This window comes from Tolypothrix sp. PCC 7712, from assembly GCF_025860405.1.
Lineage (GTDB): Bacteria > Cyanobacteriota > Cyanobacteriia > Cyanobacteriales > Nostocaceae > Aulosira > Aulosira diplosiphon.
Genome location: NZ_CP063785.1, coordinates 8,750,041 through 8,763,869, shown reverse-complemented (window position 1 = coordinate 8,763,869; position 13,829 = coordinate 8,750,041). Strand labels below are relative to the sequence as shown.

The following is a 13,829-nucleotide window of genomic DNA, read 5'->3' as shown; positions in this document are numbered from 1 at the left end:
CCATACCATTTTGGAAAAAGAATGCGACAGATAAGTAGTTACACAAAATTAATTACACAATGTCATTGCGAATGTAGCGAAGCGAAATGAAGCAATCGCAAGGGCTGGGATTGCTTCGCTTCGCTCGCAATGACTGTAAATATTTTTGTTTAGGTACTTAGGTAGGTAGAGGGCACGACAATGCTATGCCCTCCAGAATATATTGATGTGTTGCAAAGATTATTTGAATTGGGATTAATTTTTCTACTGTTATGAAACTGCAATCTGCTGTAATTTATTGCAGCTTGAATCTAATGTTTCGGTTTACGGGATCAAAATATTCCAAATCAAAATATTCAACAAGGGCGGAAAATACCGATGACAAATGCTGCAAAGGCTAATTACATCGGTTTGTTTCATTTCATTATTGAATTGTAATAGCAAGCACCTTGTTGTACTAGTGGTAGAAACCTGTAATAAAGCACACCTTAATGGAATGCAAGCACCTGATAACTGTTGGTTAAATTTCAGAAAAAGCTAAATGATGTATTTAAGCCGGTTCAAACACTCCAGGTGGAATGGGCACGAGTTGAGGCGTTGACAAACAAGTTCCTTGTCTGTACCAAATGCCTTCCACCTCAAAAGCCTCGAACTGAGTCGTGAGAATTGCCCAAGCTTTTTCATTTAACCCAGCAGAATATGTCCAGGTAAATCGGCGATCGTTATATAATTTTTGCTCTAGTTCCGCCAAATCCTCGGGTAGCCAAAATTGGGTCATTACCCGTTGAGTAGCAATTTCTGGCGGCGTTTGTAACATTTCAGCCATTGGCTGATTCACAATAATCTGCTTGCGAGTATCTTGTCTAACGATGCTCACTGGGCGCTCGTTTTCTGCTGCAGCAACCATGCGGTACAACAACTCCGATGGAACTTGTAACTGGCTGCAAAACACAGCACCCTGATATTGCAATATCCGTTCCGCAGTTTCTGGCAATGTTGGCGGTTCTTTAGTCGCCATCCAGCCAAAAAATTCAATTGGTTGTTTACAGCCTCGCCAGCGTATCCGCACTTTCCCATTTATTTTGTATGCAGTTTCGCTCAGAGCGTCTCCGTAGCTTTGCGCTAAATGCGTGGCATCGCGCTTGGTAGGGGCAAAAATTGAAACCCCTTCATGAGACATTTTATAATTCCACCCCGGTAAGTTGAGGATTCTAAGAATACTCACACTCATCTTTTTCGACACCTCCAGAATCTCTATATACTTTTACACCCTTAATGTCCCGATACACGGAAACTTTATCCTGATATACAGAAACTTTAAATGTTTCTTGCCAAATCTTTTTTCTTTCCTCCTCTGGAATACCTAAAGCCGATGTGATGATTGCGAAGTCTCCTGGTGTTGGGAGTACTTCACCTTTTGCCAGCGCTTGTAGGTTTTTAACTCCACAGCGCTTGAGTTTTGTCATGTTGGCTTGTACTACATCAGCAATTGTTTCGGGCTTTTGTGGGGTTTCGGAGCGAGAACCAATTTTTTTAGTGATCCACTCCTGAGTCATTTCCTCTATTGCGTCGCTTTGAGAAATGCCCAAGCGCGCACAGATGCTCTTGAATTCTAAGGCTAAATCCCGGGGAATATAGCCGCTAATTTGCTTGTAATCATCAGAACGCCTTCTGTCAGTCATATATCTCAAATGGTGAATTTAGTACTTGTTCCTATTTTCTCTCATGAAGTCGGAAATGCAAGACATTTTCATGTGTCACATTTAAATGACAACTTGACAAAAAAAAATGACAAGACTAGTATGGTTTACATGGAGCAGTAAGCGGCTGAAGACTAAGAAACGGTAGACAACACCTGGGGCTAGCTGCGATTTTTTGTAGCTAGCTTCTCACCTTAATGTGCAAATTGAGGGTTTTTGACGACCCATTGTTATTAAGTATATATGCTTGTGCCCATTGTACAACAATAGAGCCTAAATTTGCCTACTGAATTCTCATGTTGTACTTGGCTAATTTGGATGGACATCTACACTCTGTTACGAAAAATAAAATTCACTGCACAAATGATGTTTTTCAGAGTAACAAAGGTCAATCTCATTTTTGGTTTTAACAGCATCAAGTTGCCGTAATGCCTGATTACCTGGGTTTAAACTCATTCACGGTATCGAATCAACAATAACTATGACCCAATTAACCTTTGAGCAATTCGTCCATCCTTTGTCTGAGTTTCCTAACATTGTCCAAATGGAAGGTAGCGATGAGCCAATGTTAGATTTGTACACGATGGCAGGACTAGTACTGTATACCGCATGTGCGAACAATAACCTTCACGCTAGAGAGAATATACTTCAGACCTTAGCGAACTATCCAGAATTAGATGGCGATGTTTTGTTTGATCGTTGTCAGATGGGCGATCGCGCTGCAATTTTACAAATGACATCTCTGATAGTCTCTGGACTGGAAAGCAGCTTGGAAGCGGTGACAGTGGTTTAGAGACTAGGTTTGAAAATTTCTGCAAGTCGGTATTAAGTCGTGATTTGTATCGGTGAATGCGATACTGCTCGTTTTTGGTTTTGGGGAAAAGGTGAAAGGTTAAAGGTTAAAGGTTTTTTCTTTTCCATTCCCCTGTTTCCCCTTCACCCATAAGTATTGCCAGAGGGTGATGTTTTGGATGGTCAGGCATTGAGAAAATATCCAAGAACATCACCCAAATTTTGATGAGTAAGCTAGTTTTGCCAGCATCCATACAAAGTGTTTTAGACAAATACAGCGAGCCGGATGAGATTTTTACTGCAATACTGCCTATCATTGGAGAAGTTTTGCAGTGCGATCGCTGTTTTCTCTATCTGAGAAATCCTCAAACTAAGTTTGCTAAAGTCGCCTATTGCTGGCGGCGAAATTCAGAAATACCCGATATTACTGACTCTGAGTGGAGATTAGATCCAGAGTCGTTACCCCAAGAAGATCCTTTATTTGCGGCTGCATTACAGAATCAGCCTTCTGTTTATGTTGAAGATATAGAGACTGAAAGTCCAGAAGTAGTAAATAAAGAATTTGAGCGTCAGAATTTTGGACATAGAGCGCTGATTCATGCTCATTTGTGCCAAAATCAGCAATTATGGGGAATTTTGCAGCCTTGTGTGTTTGGTCAAAAGCGGATTTGGTCAAAGAGCGATCGCGCTTTTGTCACGCAACTAGAAAGCCTACTTACACCTTTGGCAGTTAGCTATGTCAAAGCTGTCACTAATTATCCAACTTGATAAACACATAACGCACATCATTGCACAAAAATTTTGAGACAATTCATCTACCTTTGCTCCTCAAATATCTTGCAATCAAAGCAATGGCAAGTTTTTAATCGCCAGTTTGTTAGTTTAGCTTGATGTTATCAATTTTCTATGAAGTAGCTATTTAATAAAAAAGTTTGTACTAATATTTTTCTTTCCCCCCCTACCTACTCAGCGACGGGATATTTTTTTAGTTGGAAGTCCCTAACCATGCTTTTCAAGAGGTTCCCGAACCATTGACTATTGGTGGCTCATTGCTTGCTCTCGGTTTTGGTTTGTGGATGAAACGTCAACCCCTGCGGGGAATCCAAAATTCAAAATTCAAAATTAAGCAAATTTGACCAAAGCATCTGGACAAAACATCTCAAAAGACAAAACCCTGCGTGAGCAGGGTTAAATGTCACAAAACTATAAACAAGGAGTTGTTGATTTAACGACAATAATTCATTTCGTCTTCTAATTGACGAACTAGTCTCTCGTCGCCGTTGGCTCTCGCTACTTGCAGGCGACGTTCGATATTTCTTTGAATATTTTCTCTGTGGGCTTCTCTGGCTTGGTTGGCGGCTTGTAATCTATTTTTATTCATATGATTACCTGGTTATCTCTCGGCTTTTTTGTTTTGTATTCATAATATAGCACAAATTTCGTAGCCTTTGTTACAGATTTTTCTGCTTTATTATATATTTATAGATGAACATCGTATCTACCAATGGATAAATCTCAAATCCTTGATGGCAAAGCCAGCGTAGTGACGCTGTTAAGCGATTTTGGCGATCGCGATGTTTATGTAGCTGTAATGAAGGGCGTAATTGCTCAAATCAACCCTCAGCTAAGGGTTATCGACTTAAATCACCAAATTACACCGCAAAATCTAGCAGCAGCTAGGTTTTGCTTAATGGATGCTTATCCTTACTTCCCAGAGGGGACGGTGCATATAGCTGTGGTAGATCCGGGAGTGGGTAGCAAACGCAGGGCGATCGCAGTAGAGTTTGCCCAAGGATTTTTAGTAGGGCCGGATAATGGCATTTTCAGTGGCATACTCAGTCAACAACAGGCGATCGCAGCAGTTGAGTTAACAAATCGTAATTATTGGCGGAGCACCGAAATTAGCCACACTTTTCACGGTAGAGATATTTTCGCACCAGTTGGAGCTAATTTAGCAAGCGGTGTACCAATCCAAGAACTGGGGCGAGAAATTGATCCCGCTAGTTTGGTACAGCTAGAGATCACAGAATGCCAACAGAGAGGAAATGTTATCACAGGTTGTATTCAATATATTGACCATTTTGGTAACCTAGTGAGCAACATTCCGGGGAGTTATGTGCAGGGTAAAACCTGGCGCGTACAAGTGGGAAGCTTGACAATACCGGGGTGTGAAACTTACAGCGATGTCAAAGTTAGAGAAGCCATTGCATTAGTAGGAAGTCATGGCTGGGTAGAAATTGCCATCAATAGTGGTAATGCACAGTCACAATTGCAGATTAACTGGCAAGATAGTTTAGAGGTAATACGGCTCGGTTAAAGATTTTCACCTTTGAATGTGGTTAGGGTAAAAGGGGAAAGGGTAAGGGTGAAAGGTTTTTTCTTTATCCTTTCCCTCTGAACTGACAACTATTGAGGCTAGAAGTTCTACAATTTTAGATTTTGGATGGTGAAAGATTTATTGTAGAGATACCAAATCCAGACTCATAACTAATCTATGACTACACAAACATTATCAGCACCAGAAGTTTATCAAGGTCAGTTTGGGGAATTTACAATTACTCAAAGCGATCGCACTGGGGTAATTATCTATCGCGCTGGGTTAATGGTAGCTGCACTTAGCTTGGCGATCGCTAGCGCTTTAGTGGTGTTCAACAATCAACCAGCAACTTTAGCAGCGCTAACTCCGCTATATGCTTGTTTTACACTGGCTCTTGGTGTAAGTTTATTCACCATCCATATTTATATGCTGGCATTGCACCGACTGTTACAGGCTTTTTGGGCAATTGGTAGCATTGCAGCAGTGGGATTGGCGTTTTATAGCAGCGAACCTTTAGCTGTTACCGTTTACAATCATCCTCTTACCTTATTCGGTGTTGGATTTACCTTTGTAGCGCTGACAGGTATTTATTTCAAAGAAGCTTTTTGCTTTAATCGCTTGGAAACTAAGATATTAACTTTTACAGTACCAATATTGTTGTTAGGGCATTTGGTAGGAATTTTACCAATTCCAGCAGAACAGGTTTTACTAGGAATTTGGGCAATTTTGTTTTTAGTCTTTGCATTGCGAAAAACAGTGCAAGCAATTCCTGCGGATATTGGCGATAAGTCTGTGTTTACTTATTTGAAACAGCAGCGTTCAAATAAGGGTTAATGCAGAAGAGAAACAATCGCCAGCAGCTAAAACTACCCAAAATTCGATTAATTAAACGCCAAGAATTGTGGGTTTTGACGGTTCAGGGATGGATAATTGCGATCACGCTAGTTGCGGCTTTACTATTTTTCGCAATTACTCATATACATCCATTTCTAGCCGTCAATACTCCTATCAAATCAGCAAAAATCTTGGTAGTGGAAGGATGGGTACCAGATTATGCACTCCAAGAGGCGATTAGTGAATTTAAACGCGGGAATTATCGCCAAATTATCACCACAGGCGGAACATTAGAGCAAGGAAGTTATTTAAGCGCATATAAAAGCTTTGCAGACGTAGCCGCAATCACATTAAAAAAACTAGGTGTAGCACCAGAGAAAGTGATAGCTGTTCCAGCACCTTATGTAATTAAGGATCGTAGCTATGCATCTGCTAACGAATTTAGTCGCTGGTTAGCCAATTCAGAGTTTAGCGGAGAATCCATCAATCTATTCTCTTGGGATGCTCATACTCGTAGAAGCTGGCTGCTATTTAAAAAAGTATTAGCCTCTCATATTCAAGTAGGCGCGATCGCATCTACCAACAGAGACTACAATCCCCAGCAATGGTGGCGTTACAGCCAAGGTGTGCGAACAGTCTTAGATGAAGTGATCGCATATATTTATGCACAATTTTTTAATTGGAAGGCTTAAGTTGGGGTTTGTCATTTGTCATTTGTCATTTGTCATTTGTCATTTGGTGTTTGTTATTCTCCTTTCCCCTTTCCCCAGTCCCCATTACCCCTTATCCCCAGAGGGGGCCCCGAGTTCCCCAGTCCCCATTCCCCAGTCCCCTTTTCCCCATTCCCCAGTCCCCAATCCCCAGTCCCCAATCCCCAATCCCCAATCCCCAATCCCCATTAACAACTAAGCCAAAATTGGGAATACTCAAACCAATGGCTGTGAGGATGAGAAAGTGGGAGAAGAACGCGCGTATTGGTTAGCTTGGTCGCAAATTTCTGGGATTGGCCCTGTATTTCTGCGGCGTTTGCAGCAGCATTTTGGTACGCTGTCTATAGCTTGGAAAGCAACAAAGGCGGAATTGTCGCAGGTAGAGGGTTTTGGTTTTCAGACTTTAGAAAAAGTAGTCAAACAGCGATCGCGTTTGCATCCAGAACAATTATTGATCAAGCACCAGGAAGAAAACCCCCATTTTTGGACACCAGCAGATGTAGATTATCCCCGCTTGCTATTAGAAACCCCCAGTCCACCTGCTTGTTTGTACTATCGCGGTGAAGTTGAACTACAAGAAAATTTGGGAAATAAACCTTTAGTGGGAATTGTTGGAACTCGTCAACCTTCAGATTATGGCATCCGTTGGACTCGCCAAATTAGCACAGCTTTAGCAAAAAACGGCTTTACAGTAGTTTCGGGAATGGCTGAGGGCATCGATACCGAAAGCCATGCCGCTACAATGAAAGCTGGTGGGAGAACGATCGCAGTTTTAGGTACAGGTGTTGATATTATTTATCCACCCAAAAACCGGGAACTCTACAAGCAGATTTTGACTGCGGGATTAGTCGTCAGTGAGTATCCCGCCAAAACCCCACCTGATCGCAATCACTTCCCACGTCGCAATCGGATTATTGCAGGTTTGAGTCGCGCCATTTTAGTTATCGAAGCACCAATCAAATCGGGTGCGTTAATTACAGCTACCTACGCTAATGATTTTGGTAGAGATGTATACGCTTTACCTGGGAGAATTGACGATTATCCATCTCAAGGTTGTTTAAAATTAATTAGTCAAGGCGCTTCCATAATTCTCAAAGAATTAGACGAACTATTAAAAACCCTGGGAGCAATACCACAAATCGACGTAGTACAAGATTCTTCAGCACCCCAGCAATTGAGTTTGCCAGATTTAGCACCAGAATTGCAACAGGTAATTAATGCGATCGCTTCTGATGCTTTACCATTTGATTTTATTATTCAAAAAACTGGTATGGATGCTGGTTCAGTTTCCAGCGCTTTATTACAGTTAGAATTGATGGGTTTAGTATCGCAACTCCCAGGAATGCGATATCAAAAAGTTTGATCGCGCTGATGCGTTAGCGATAGCGTAACGCATCCTACGTGAACGGCTATCTTTGTCCTTGATTAACTCTCTTTTCCAATTCAGCTTCAGCCTCTTCAATTGACATTAGCTTTGGGTTGGGGTTCGCTGCGTGTAAGCGGTCAACGTATGCATAAAAAGCTTCAGTATTGTTAGGATTATGCAACACGTAAACTCGTAATTCGGCATCCGTCATATCCGCAAAGTTGGGTTGCGTCATTTTGTAAGCGAAGAGGTTATTTATAAAGTCGCATTGATGGTGCGTTACGGCTAAATTTCATTGTCTCTGTGTCCCAAATCCTTTCACAGCCGTAACACACCCTACTTACTTTATTGGATTATTTACCGTTCGCCATATTCCATGCCATTTGCTTCAGCGTAGCGGTGCATAAAACGCATAAATCTTTCCCAATGATCATCTTGCTCAATTTCAAATTTACATTCAACTCGCTGTAATTCATCACCTTCATCACCACCAAAAATGAAGCGAGTAGAAGAAGGAGTCACATTAATTTCGCCTTCTTCATCAGTTAAACGTAATGAATTTAAAGATGGTTTAGTAAAGCTATTAAACCCTTCCAAAGCTTGGAGTTTTTCAAAAAACATTACTACTATACGTTTACCAGTGCGAACTTCACGCCGCAAGCTGACATTACTCAGTTCTTCAAAAAGTCCTGAAAAAAATTGGATAGAAGGTGTTGTTGATTCCATATTTAAATGAAGAATTAAAAAGTATGAAGGATAAAGGATGAAGCTTAGAAAGCATCAGCTTTCACACTTCATCCTTTTGATGAGTATTCTTCATTTATTTTCAGTCTTCAGAGGTGTTCAGTAATTCGTAATTCGTAATTCGTAATTAAGAACGTTAGGTATTATCTGGGTTTGCAGGTTTAAATATTCTGCCGAATTCACAATTTTTAGTATAAAAACTTACAAACACCAAATGTCCAAGGAAAACTTTTATGGCTCCTTAGTTTATACCAATTTGAATAATGATTGGGACAAATGAATTGCCGAAAAGCTTAGTCAATCAATCTTTCACAATCCAAAACCTGTCTTGGAAAGTTTGCTCAACGGGGGGAACCCCCGCACGCAACTTTCCGCAAAATCCAAAATCCAAAATGGTATAGCGTTTCCTAGTCTAGTGAAGTACAAATTTATCGGCGTTTATCTGCGTTTATCCTTTTTCATCGGCGGTTAATTTTTTATTGCTGTACCTCACCAGCATGGGAAGCGCTATATTACCTTGGTGGGTAATATTGGGGATTCATGACTGGATATGGATAACCAGTATTCGGCATAGGATTTACCATACCATTTGGGTAAGGAGCCATCACTGGGGCAGGATAACCATTCATTGGTAATGCATTACCCCCATTGTTGGGCATCATGGGTACATTGTTAACCCCATTATTGGGCATTACTGGTACAGTATTAACACCACTGTTGGGTACAGAGGGTGACATGACTGGAGTCTGATAACCAGTGGTTGGTATAGGACTACTTGTCACATTGGGGATGGCACCATTTTGGCTAAATTGTTGGTAAGCTGCACGCGAAATACCGCTAATCAGTTTTTCGGCGCGCGCATCGTTGTTGGGACGCTGTACCATGACTGCGGCTATGTAGCGCTTACCTGTGGGGATATCAACTAAACCTGCATCTGCCAGCATTGTACCAATATCGCCTGTTTTATGGGCAATAGTCGCGCCTGTGCCTAAACCGGATGGGAGCAAATTGTCTCTTTCAGTTTGGCGCATGATATCGAGTAAGCGATCGCGCGATCGCATATTCACCAAGTTCCCCTGATTTACCATCGCCATCAATGTGGCTAATTCCTTGGGACTGGTGGTATTTGTTCCTTGTAAATCGGGGAGTTGATTACGAATGGCTGTGGTTGTCAAACCCCAACTGCGGAATCTTTGGTTAAGTGCTTCTATTCCTCCCAAGCGCGCAATCAGCATATTTGTAGCTGTATTGTCGCTGATCGTAATCATTTTTGTGGCGACTTCTAAAGCTGAATACTGGGTTCCCGCAGGCTTGTATTGCATATTTCCGGAACCACCAGCAATCATACTTTGCTGCATGGTCAGCATTTCATCTAACCGGATTTTTCCTGCATCTAAATCTTGGAAAAAGGCTACTAAGATAGGAACTTTAATTGTACTAGCGGCGGGAAAACTGGCGGCACTATTAATATCTACATAAGAACCTGTATCTAAATCAACTAATAAAACCCCTGGTGTCAGACTAGGGTTTGCAGCCGCCAGGTTTTGCACGGCAGATTTTAATGAGGGAATTTCTTGTGATAAAGATAAGCCGGAGGGTGTTGCAGCATTGGGGGTAGGCTGGGTTTGTCCGGCGTTGGTATTAGATGAGGATGAAGATGTGGGAGTCATCCGCGAAGCTGGATCTAATATAGATAACACCGTACCCATAATGGCACCAATCCCAACACCTACGATTAACAACCGTAAGGTATATAGCAGGGTTCTAGCCATTGGCTTTAAACGCGTCTTGCGCGATCGCACCACAGTTTTTGCCACCCCATGCTGATTTACCCGCACTGTTTTTAACTTCACAGTGTTGGATTGTACTTGTGGAGTCGCTACCTTGTTTCGAGGTATGGGTTTGACTGCTGCTGGCATGACTAATCCTGCCTTGGATCTAGAGCCGCCAACCACCATTGGTGTATAACTGTTACTATTTGTTACACGCGTCAGTGGCGCTTCTTTTGCGCCTCCACGTTTCTGCGCGGGTACTTTCGTCTTCTTTTGTTCCACCTTTTGGACTTTGCGTGGACGTTGGCGGCGGTTTCTGGGTTCACGCCGCGAGAAAGGTATTTGTTTGTCAATCGATTCTGACACGGCTACTCCTTGCGACCCAATGCACTTGTTTATGCCAACTCCCAAACCAAAAATTTCTTCTCAAGCACTGAAATACAGACATCACTTTTTGCCACTAAGTAGCATTTTTGTGTTTAGTTTAGGCCATATTATCTATTTTGGGGGGAGTAATGGGTATATGTTAATCTACGAATCGCAGTTTTCGCGATCGCGAGCATTGGTTAGTGCCCATTCTACCTGCCGTAAAATCCCCCGCAACATAGCTACTTCTGTAGTTTGCAGGTGTGTACGATTATATAATTGGCGAAATTTTTCCATACGGCTGGCTGCGGTATGGGGGTAAAGATAACCAATTTTCAGCAATAAAGCTTCTAATTCTTGGTAATATGCTTCCCTCATCTCCCAGGGAGCAATTTGTGTGGCTAATGTGGGTTGAGCTTCTGGTTGCTCGATAAATTGAGCCATCTCATAACAACAAATAGCTACCGCCGTTGCCAAGTTCAAGGATTGATAATTTTTATTACTGGGAATTGTGACGAACCTTTGAGCATAATTTAATTCTTCATTACTTAATCCCCTATCTTCCCGACCAAAAACCAGCGCCACTGGTTTTTCTACTTCTTCAAGTAACCAAGGAAGTGCAGTACGGGGATTTTCTAAAGGGGTTTCCCAACTGCTAACTCTTCCCGTTGTGGCTATTACCCGCACACATCCTTGTAAGGCGGCTGGTAGAGTCTCTACCACCACAGCAGATTCTAAAATTTCTTTGGCATGAACTGCCATTTTCATAGCTTCCATCGACAGGCGATCGCATTGAGGATTGACGATTACCAGCTGATGCAAGCCAAAATTTTTCATTACCCTGGCGATTGAACCGACATTCATGGGGCCAGCTGGTTCTACCAACACAATTCTCACCCCAGCTAATCCCATTTTTTGCCTCCCGCTATCCCAGCTAAATCAAGTAATTCTCGTTATTTTACCTTTTGCGGAAGATTCTCCTAGAAATTATTTTCGCGATTTTGGCGGATGGCGTAATTTTTGTAGTGAATATCTAATATCAGTCTAATATCATGTTCTATAGGCTACCGATCAAAAGTCAGGGACAGCGTTACGCAGTTCCGCTTAGACGCAAAGTAGTGAGAAAGTTGCAGTATATTCTCGGAGGCTTTATCTACAGCGAAGTTCCATCTTTGGCATTAGTAACGTTAAGAAAGTTACATCTAAACTGGGAGGTGTTTTATTGGGATAGCGATCGCATCATCTTGGTAAGATTAGTATTTTTTTTGACAAAAAATCCTCTATGACTGATCAATTCTTTTGCTCAAGCATGAGCACGGACACACAAAGGTGGAAATTTAGTATGAAATTTAACTATTTTCCAATCAGAGTCTCAACAAGTATCTGAGTAAATATTTAGTTAAGTTCAAAGAAATATTACAGCAATAATAAGATGTTTATTCTTTATAACTGTATATAGCTATATGTTTATAGAATAAGTTGAATAGCTCACTGTCAGTCAATAGTATAAGCTTCAGAAGGGTTATGGTCATGATTTATCCTTTACTGGTAATGAACTTGTATTGAGCTAGACATCAGATAAATTTTTGTAGGAGGTTTTTTTATGTTGATGAAGTTAGAAATATTACATAAAATTATGCGATTTTTACAGTAAAAAAATTGTGAAATTCAGGTAGCAATATCAACCAGCGTTTATGATCTATAGACTAGCTTCTACAATTTTTTTGCTCAGTAGTTCAATAGTTAAATTTTCAGTATTTTCACTGAAAAGAATTCTTGAATATATGATTGTTGGTTTCTTTTCGTCACGCTAGCATGATTATTTACAATCACAGCCAAAATAAATAGTTAGGTACTATGAGGGCAAATAAAATGTATCTTGCTACCATAAAAGTTTTTATGACCCCAGACATTAGGAGCTGTTAAAGATGAAAAAAAATATACCATCTAGTCTGGTTAAAGATACTGCCAGAGAGTGTGCCCGCTCTCATAGACAGAAGGAGATAGAAAGAAAACAAGCTGCCAATAAAGCGAAAAAATTATTACAGCAAAAGAAAAAACTGCATCAGCCAAATTATTTAGAACAAAGATTGGGCGATGTTGATGAGATTAATGTAGAAATAGCAGATTGGATAATTGAGTTGCGGACTATCCTAGAGCATACTCTGGCAGTAGAAGATATAGTTTCATTTGATAAATTGCGAATTCGTGATACATTTCCTGCAATGGAAACTCCTAAGCAATTATCAATTGGATTACCAAAACCAAAATTTCGCAAACCGATGGCGTTACCTCATTGGTTAATGCAAAGGCTACCTTTTTTAGAACAAATATATCAGCAAGCTTTGCAAAATGCAGAATTAAATTATCAACTTGCCAAGCAGGAATATGAAGAAAAAGAAACTAGTCGCCAATTATCAATAGAGCGCTTAAAAGCCAATTATGAATGGCATAAACACACGGCAATTTTAGAAACTAAAAAGCGCAATGCAGAAGTAGATGAATTAGAAGAAGCTTACTACGCCAGAGTTGAAGCGGCTGTAGTTCTTTACAATGAAATGGTATTAGAACGTTCAGAATATCCAACCTTAGAAGATTTGCAATACATATCCTATACGGATGAAAACAAGGTGGCGTTTCCACAGCAATTTAAAGTAGCTTATGTATCCGAAGCGAAACAATTAGTAATTGATTATCAACTCCCTGTATGGAAAATTATTCCGACAATTACAGAGTTGAGGTACGATGGCGGCAAAGATGAAATTTACGGAATTCCCAGAACGCTACGACAAATTGAGGAATTATATGAAAATATCATCGCGTCTATCACTTTAAGAACAATTAGCGAAGTTTTTGCCGCAGATTTAGGTCAACACCTAGATTGGGTTGTATTTAATGGTTTCGTCCAAAAATTAGACTCCAACATCAAAAAATCTATCCCCATCAACTTAATTTCTGTGCGAGCCGCTAAAGAGATTTTCAACAATCTCAATTTCACCACAATGGATAAACTTACTTGTTTGCGTAAATTAGGAGCACAGATATCATCACATCTCACTGCTATCCAACCAGTACCATCAATTGCTGATCTCAACATAGTGAATGCCAAGGTGAGATTACAAGAAGATATTGGTTAATGGTAGAAGTGATATTTTGCTACTCATCGACTCCAACTTATAGGAATCTCATAAAAAGCTAAAAATTGTCTGGTAAACGCTATATCACCAGAAATTATGAGTCGAGGTGAGC

The 13,829-nt window shown here is 40.7% G+C and carries 16 protein-coding genes; 9 read left to right on the top strand and 7 right to left on the bottom strand.

Annotated elements, in window-relative coordinates; all coding sequences use genetic code 11:
* Window positions 1–529: 529 nt before the first annotated feature.
* Entirely contained in the window at window positions 530–1,210 is a 681-nt protein-coding gene (locus tag HGR01_RS35725; RefSeq protein ID WP_045867556.1) for a PAS domain-containing protein, read from the bottom strand.
* A complete protein-coding gene (locus HGR01_RS35720; protein ID WP_045867555.1) occupies window positions 1,191–1,661 on the bottom strand; it encodes a hypothetical protein in 471 nt (156 codons plus the stop codon). Before HGR01_RS35720 ends, HGR01_RS35725 begins: the two co-directional genes overlap by 20 nt.
* A 499-nt stretch (window positions 1,662–2,160) precedes the next feature.
* On the opposite strand from HGR01_RS35720, the gene HGR01_RS35715 reads away from it, so the two are divergent.
* The 3 genes from HGR01_RS35715 (at window position 2,161) to HGR01_RS42030 (ending at window position 3,607) form a co-directional block, all read left to right on the top strand.
* Window positions 2,161–2,472 (top strand): hypothetical protein, encoded by a 312-nt coding sequence (locus HGR01_RS35715; protein ID WP_045867554.1) that lies wholly within the window; start codon window positions 2,161–2,163, stop codon window positions 2,470–2,472.
* Between the two features lie 224 nt (window positions 2,473–2,696).
* Complete coding sequence (locus HGR01_RS35710) at window positions 2,697–3,239, top strand: GAF domain-containing protein (protein WP_045867553.1); 543 nt, start codon at window positions 2,697–2,699, stop codon at window positions 3,237–3,239.
* Between the two features lie 221 nt (window positions 3,240–3,460).
* A complete protein-coding gene (locus HGR01_RS42030; RefSeq protein ID WP_081583866.1) occupies window positions 3,461–3,607 on the top strand; it encodes a PEP-CTERM sorting domain-containing protein in 147 nt (48 codons plus the stop codon).
* Window positions 3,608–3,696: 89 nt separating this feature from the next.
* On the opposite strand, the gene HGR01_RS35705 is transcribed toward HGR01_RS42030, so the two are convergent.
* On the bottom strand, window positions 3,697–3,852 hold the full coding sequence (locus tag HGR01_RS35705) for a hypothetical protein (protein WP_168160923.1): 156 nt from the start codon (window positions 3,850–3,852) through the stop codon (window positions 3,697–3,699).
* 123 nt (window positions 3,853–3,975) lie between these two features.
* Here HGR01_RS35705 and HGR01_RS35700 point away from each other — a divergent pair, with 123 nt between their 5' ends.
* The 4 genes from HGR01_RS35700 (at window position 3,976) to dprA (ending at window position 7,695) form a co-directional block, all read left to right on the top strand.
* Entirely contained in the window at window positions 3,976–4,788 is an 813-nt protein-coding gene (locus HGR01_RS35700; protein WP_045867552.1) for an S-adenosyl-l-methionine hydroxide adenosyltransferase family protein, read from the top strand.
* A gap of 177 nt (window positions 4,789–4,965) precedes the next feature.
* Complete coding sequence (locus HGR01_RS35695; RefSeq protein ID WP_045867551.1) at window positions 4,966–5,622, top strand: DUF2301 domain-containing membrane protein; 657 nt, start codon at window positions 4,966–4,968, stop codon at window positions 5,620–5,622.
* Window positions 5,622–6,314 carry an ElyC/SanA/YdcF family protein gene (locus tag HGR01_RS35690; RefSeq protein WP_045867550.1) on the top strand — a complete coding sequence of 231 codons (693 nt, stop codon included), beginning with the start codon at window positions 5,622–5,624 and terminating at the stop codon, window positions 6,312–6,314. The genes HGR01_RS35695 and HGR01_RS35690 overlap by 1 nt, the downstream gene beginning before the upstream one ends.
* 262 nt (window positions 6,315–6,576) lie before the next feature.
* Window positions 6,577–7,695 carry a DNA-processing protein DprA gene (dprA, locus tag HGR01_RS35685; protein WP_045867549.1) on the top strand — a complete coding sequence of 373 codons (1,119 nt, stop codon included), beginning with the start codon at window positions 6,577–6,579 and terminating at the stop codon, window positions 7,693–7,695.
* A gap of 46 nt (window positions 7,696–7,741) precedes the next feature.
* Here the strand turns inward: dprA and HGR01_RS35680 are convergent, their stop codons facing one another.
* The 4 genes from HGR01_RS35680 to HGR01_RS35665 all read right to left on the bottom strand — a co-directional run bounded on the left by HGR01_RS35680 (window position 7,742) and on the right by HGR01_RS35665 (window position 11,492).
* Window positions 7,742–7,933 (bottom strand): DUF6887 family protein, encoded by a 192-nt coding sequence (locus tag HGR01_RS35680; protein ID WP_045867548.1) that lies wholly within the window; start codon window positions 7,931–7,933, stop codon window positions 7,742–7,744.
* Between the two features lie 122 nt (window positions 7,934–8,055).
* Entirely contained in the window at window positions 8,056–8,424 is a 369-nt protein-coding gene (gene psb28, locus HGR01_RS35675) for a photosystem II reaction center protein Psb28 (protein ID WP_045867547.1), read from the bottom strand.
* Between the two features lie 530 nt (window positions 8,425–8,954).
* Window positions 8,955–10,580: a serine hydrolase gene (locus HGR01_RS35670; protein ID WP_045867546.1), complete on the bottom strand. Its 1,626-nt coding sequence runs from the start codon at window positions 10,578–10,580 to the stop codon at window positions 8,955–8,957.
* A 165-nt stretch (window positions 10,581–10,745) separates the two neighbouring features.
* Window positions 10,746–11,492 carry an RNA methyltransferase gene (locus HGR01_RS35665; protein WP_045867545.1) on the bottom strand — a complete coding sequence of 249 codons (747 nt, stop codon included), beginning with the start codon at window positions 11,490–11,492 and terminating at the stop codon, window positions 10,746–10,748.
* A gap of 140 nt (window positions 11,493–11,632) precedes the next feature.
* On the opposite strand from HGR01_RS35665, the gene HGR01_RS35660 reads away from it, so the two are divergent.
* On the top strand, window positions 11,633–11,866 hold the full coding sequence (locus HGR01_RS35660; RefSeq protein WP_155538907.1) for a hypothetical protein: 234 nt from the start codon (window positions 11,633–11,635) through the stop codon (window positions 11,864–11,866).
* A gap of 642 nt (window positions 11,867–12,508) precedes the next feature.
* Window positions 12,509–13,717: a hypothetical protein gene (locus HGR01_RS35655; RefSeq protein ID WP_052335027.1), complete on the top strand. Its 1,209-nt coding sequence runs from the start codon at window positions 12,509–12,511 to the stop codon at window positions 13,715–13,717.
* The last annotated feature ends 112 nt before the right edge of the window (window positions 13,718–13,829 follow it).

Excerpts from the sequence above, each read along its gene's own strand:
- HGR01_RS35725 (WP_045867556.1), bottom strand. The coding sequence starts at position 1,210 with ATGAGTGTGAGTATTCTTAGAATCCTCAACTTACCGGGGTGGAATTAT.
- HGR01_RS35720 (WP_045867555.1), bottom strand. The coding sequence starts at position 1,661 with ATGACTGACAGAAGGCGTTCTGATGATTACAAGCAAATTAGCGGCTAT.
- HGR01_RS35715 (WP_045867554.1), top strand. The coding sequence starts at position 2,161 with ATGACCCAATTAACCTTTGAGCAATTCGTCCATCCTTTGTCTGAGTTT.
- HGR01_RS35710 (WP_045867553.1), top strand. The coding sequence starts at position 2,697 with ATGAGTAAGCTAGTTTTGCCAGCATCCATACAAAGTGTTTTAGACAAA.
- HGR01_RS35705 (WP_168160923.1), bottom strand. The coding sequence starts at position 3,852 with ATGAATAAAAATAGATTACAAGCCGCCAACCAAGCCAGAGAAGCCCAC.
- HGR01_RS35700 (WP_045867552.1), top strand. The coding sequence starts at position 3,976 with ATGGATAAATCTCAAATCCTTGATGGCAAAGCCAGCGTAGTGACGCTG.
- HGR01_RS35695 (WP_045867551.1), top strand. The coding sequence starts at position 4,966 with ATGACTACACAAACATTATCAGCACCAGAAGTTTATCAAGGTCAGTTT.
- HGR01_RS35690 (WP_045867550.1), top strand. The coding sequence starts at position 5,622 with ATGCAGAAGAGAAACAATCGCCAGCAGCTAAAACTACCCAAAATTCGA.
- HGR01_RS35680 (WP_045867548.1), bottom strand. The coding sequence starts at position 7,933 with ATGACGCAACCCAACTTTGCGGATATGACGGATGCCGAATTACGAGTT.
- psb28 (WP_045867547.1), bottom strand. The coding sequence starts at position 8,424 with ATGGAATCAACAACACCTTCTATCCAATTTTTTTCAGGACTTTTTGAA.
- HGR01_RS35665 (WP_045867545.1), bottom strand. The coding sequence starts at position 11,492 with ATGGGATTAGCTGGGGTGAGAATTGTGTTGGTAGAACCAGCTGGCCCC.
- HGR01_RS35660 (WP_155538907.1), top strand. The coding sequence starts at position 11,633 with ATGTTCTATAGGCTACCGATCAAAAGTCAGGGACAGCGTTACGCAGTT.
- HGR01_RS35655 (WP_052335027.1), top strand. The coding sequence starts at position 12,509 with ATGAAAAAAAATATACCATCTAGTCTGGTTAAAGATACTGCCAGAGAG.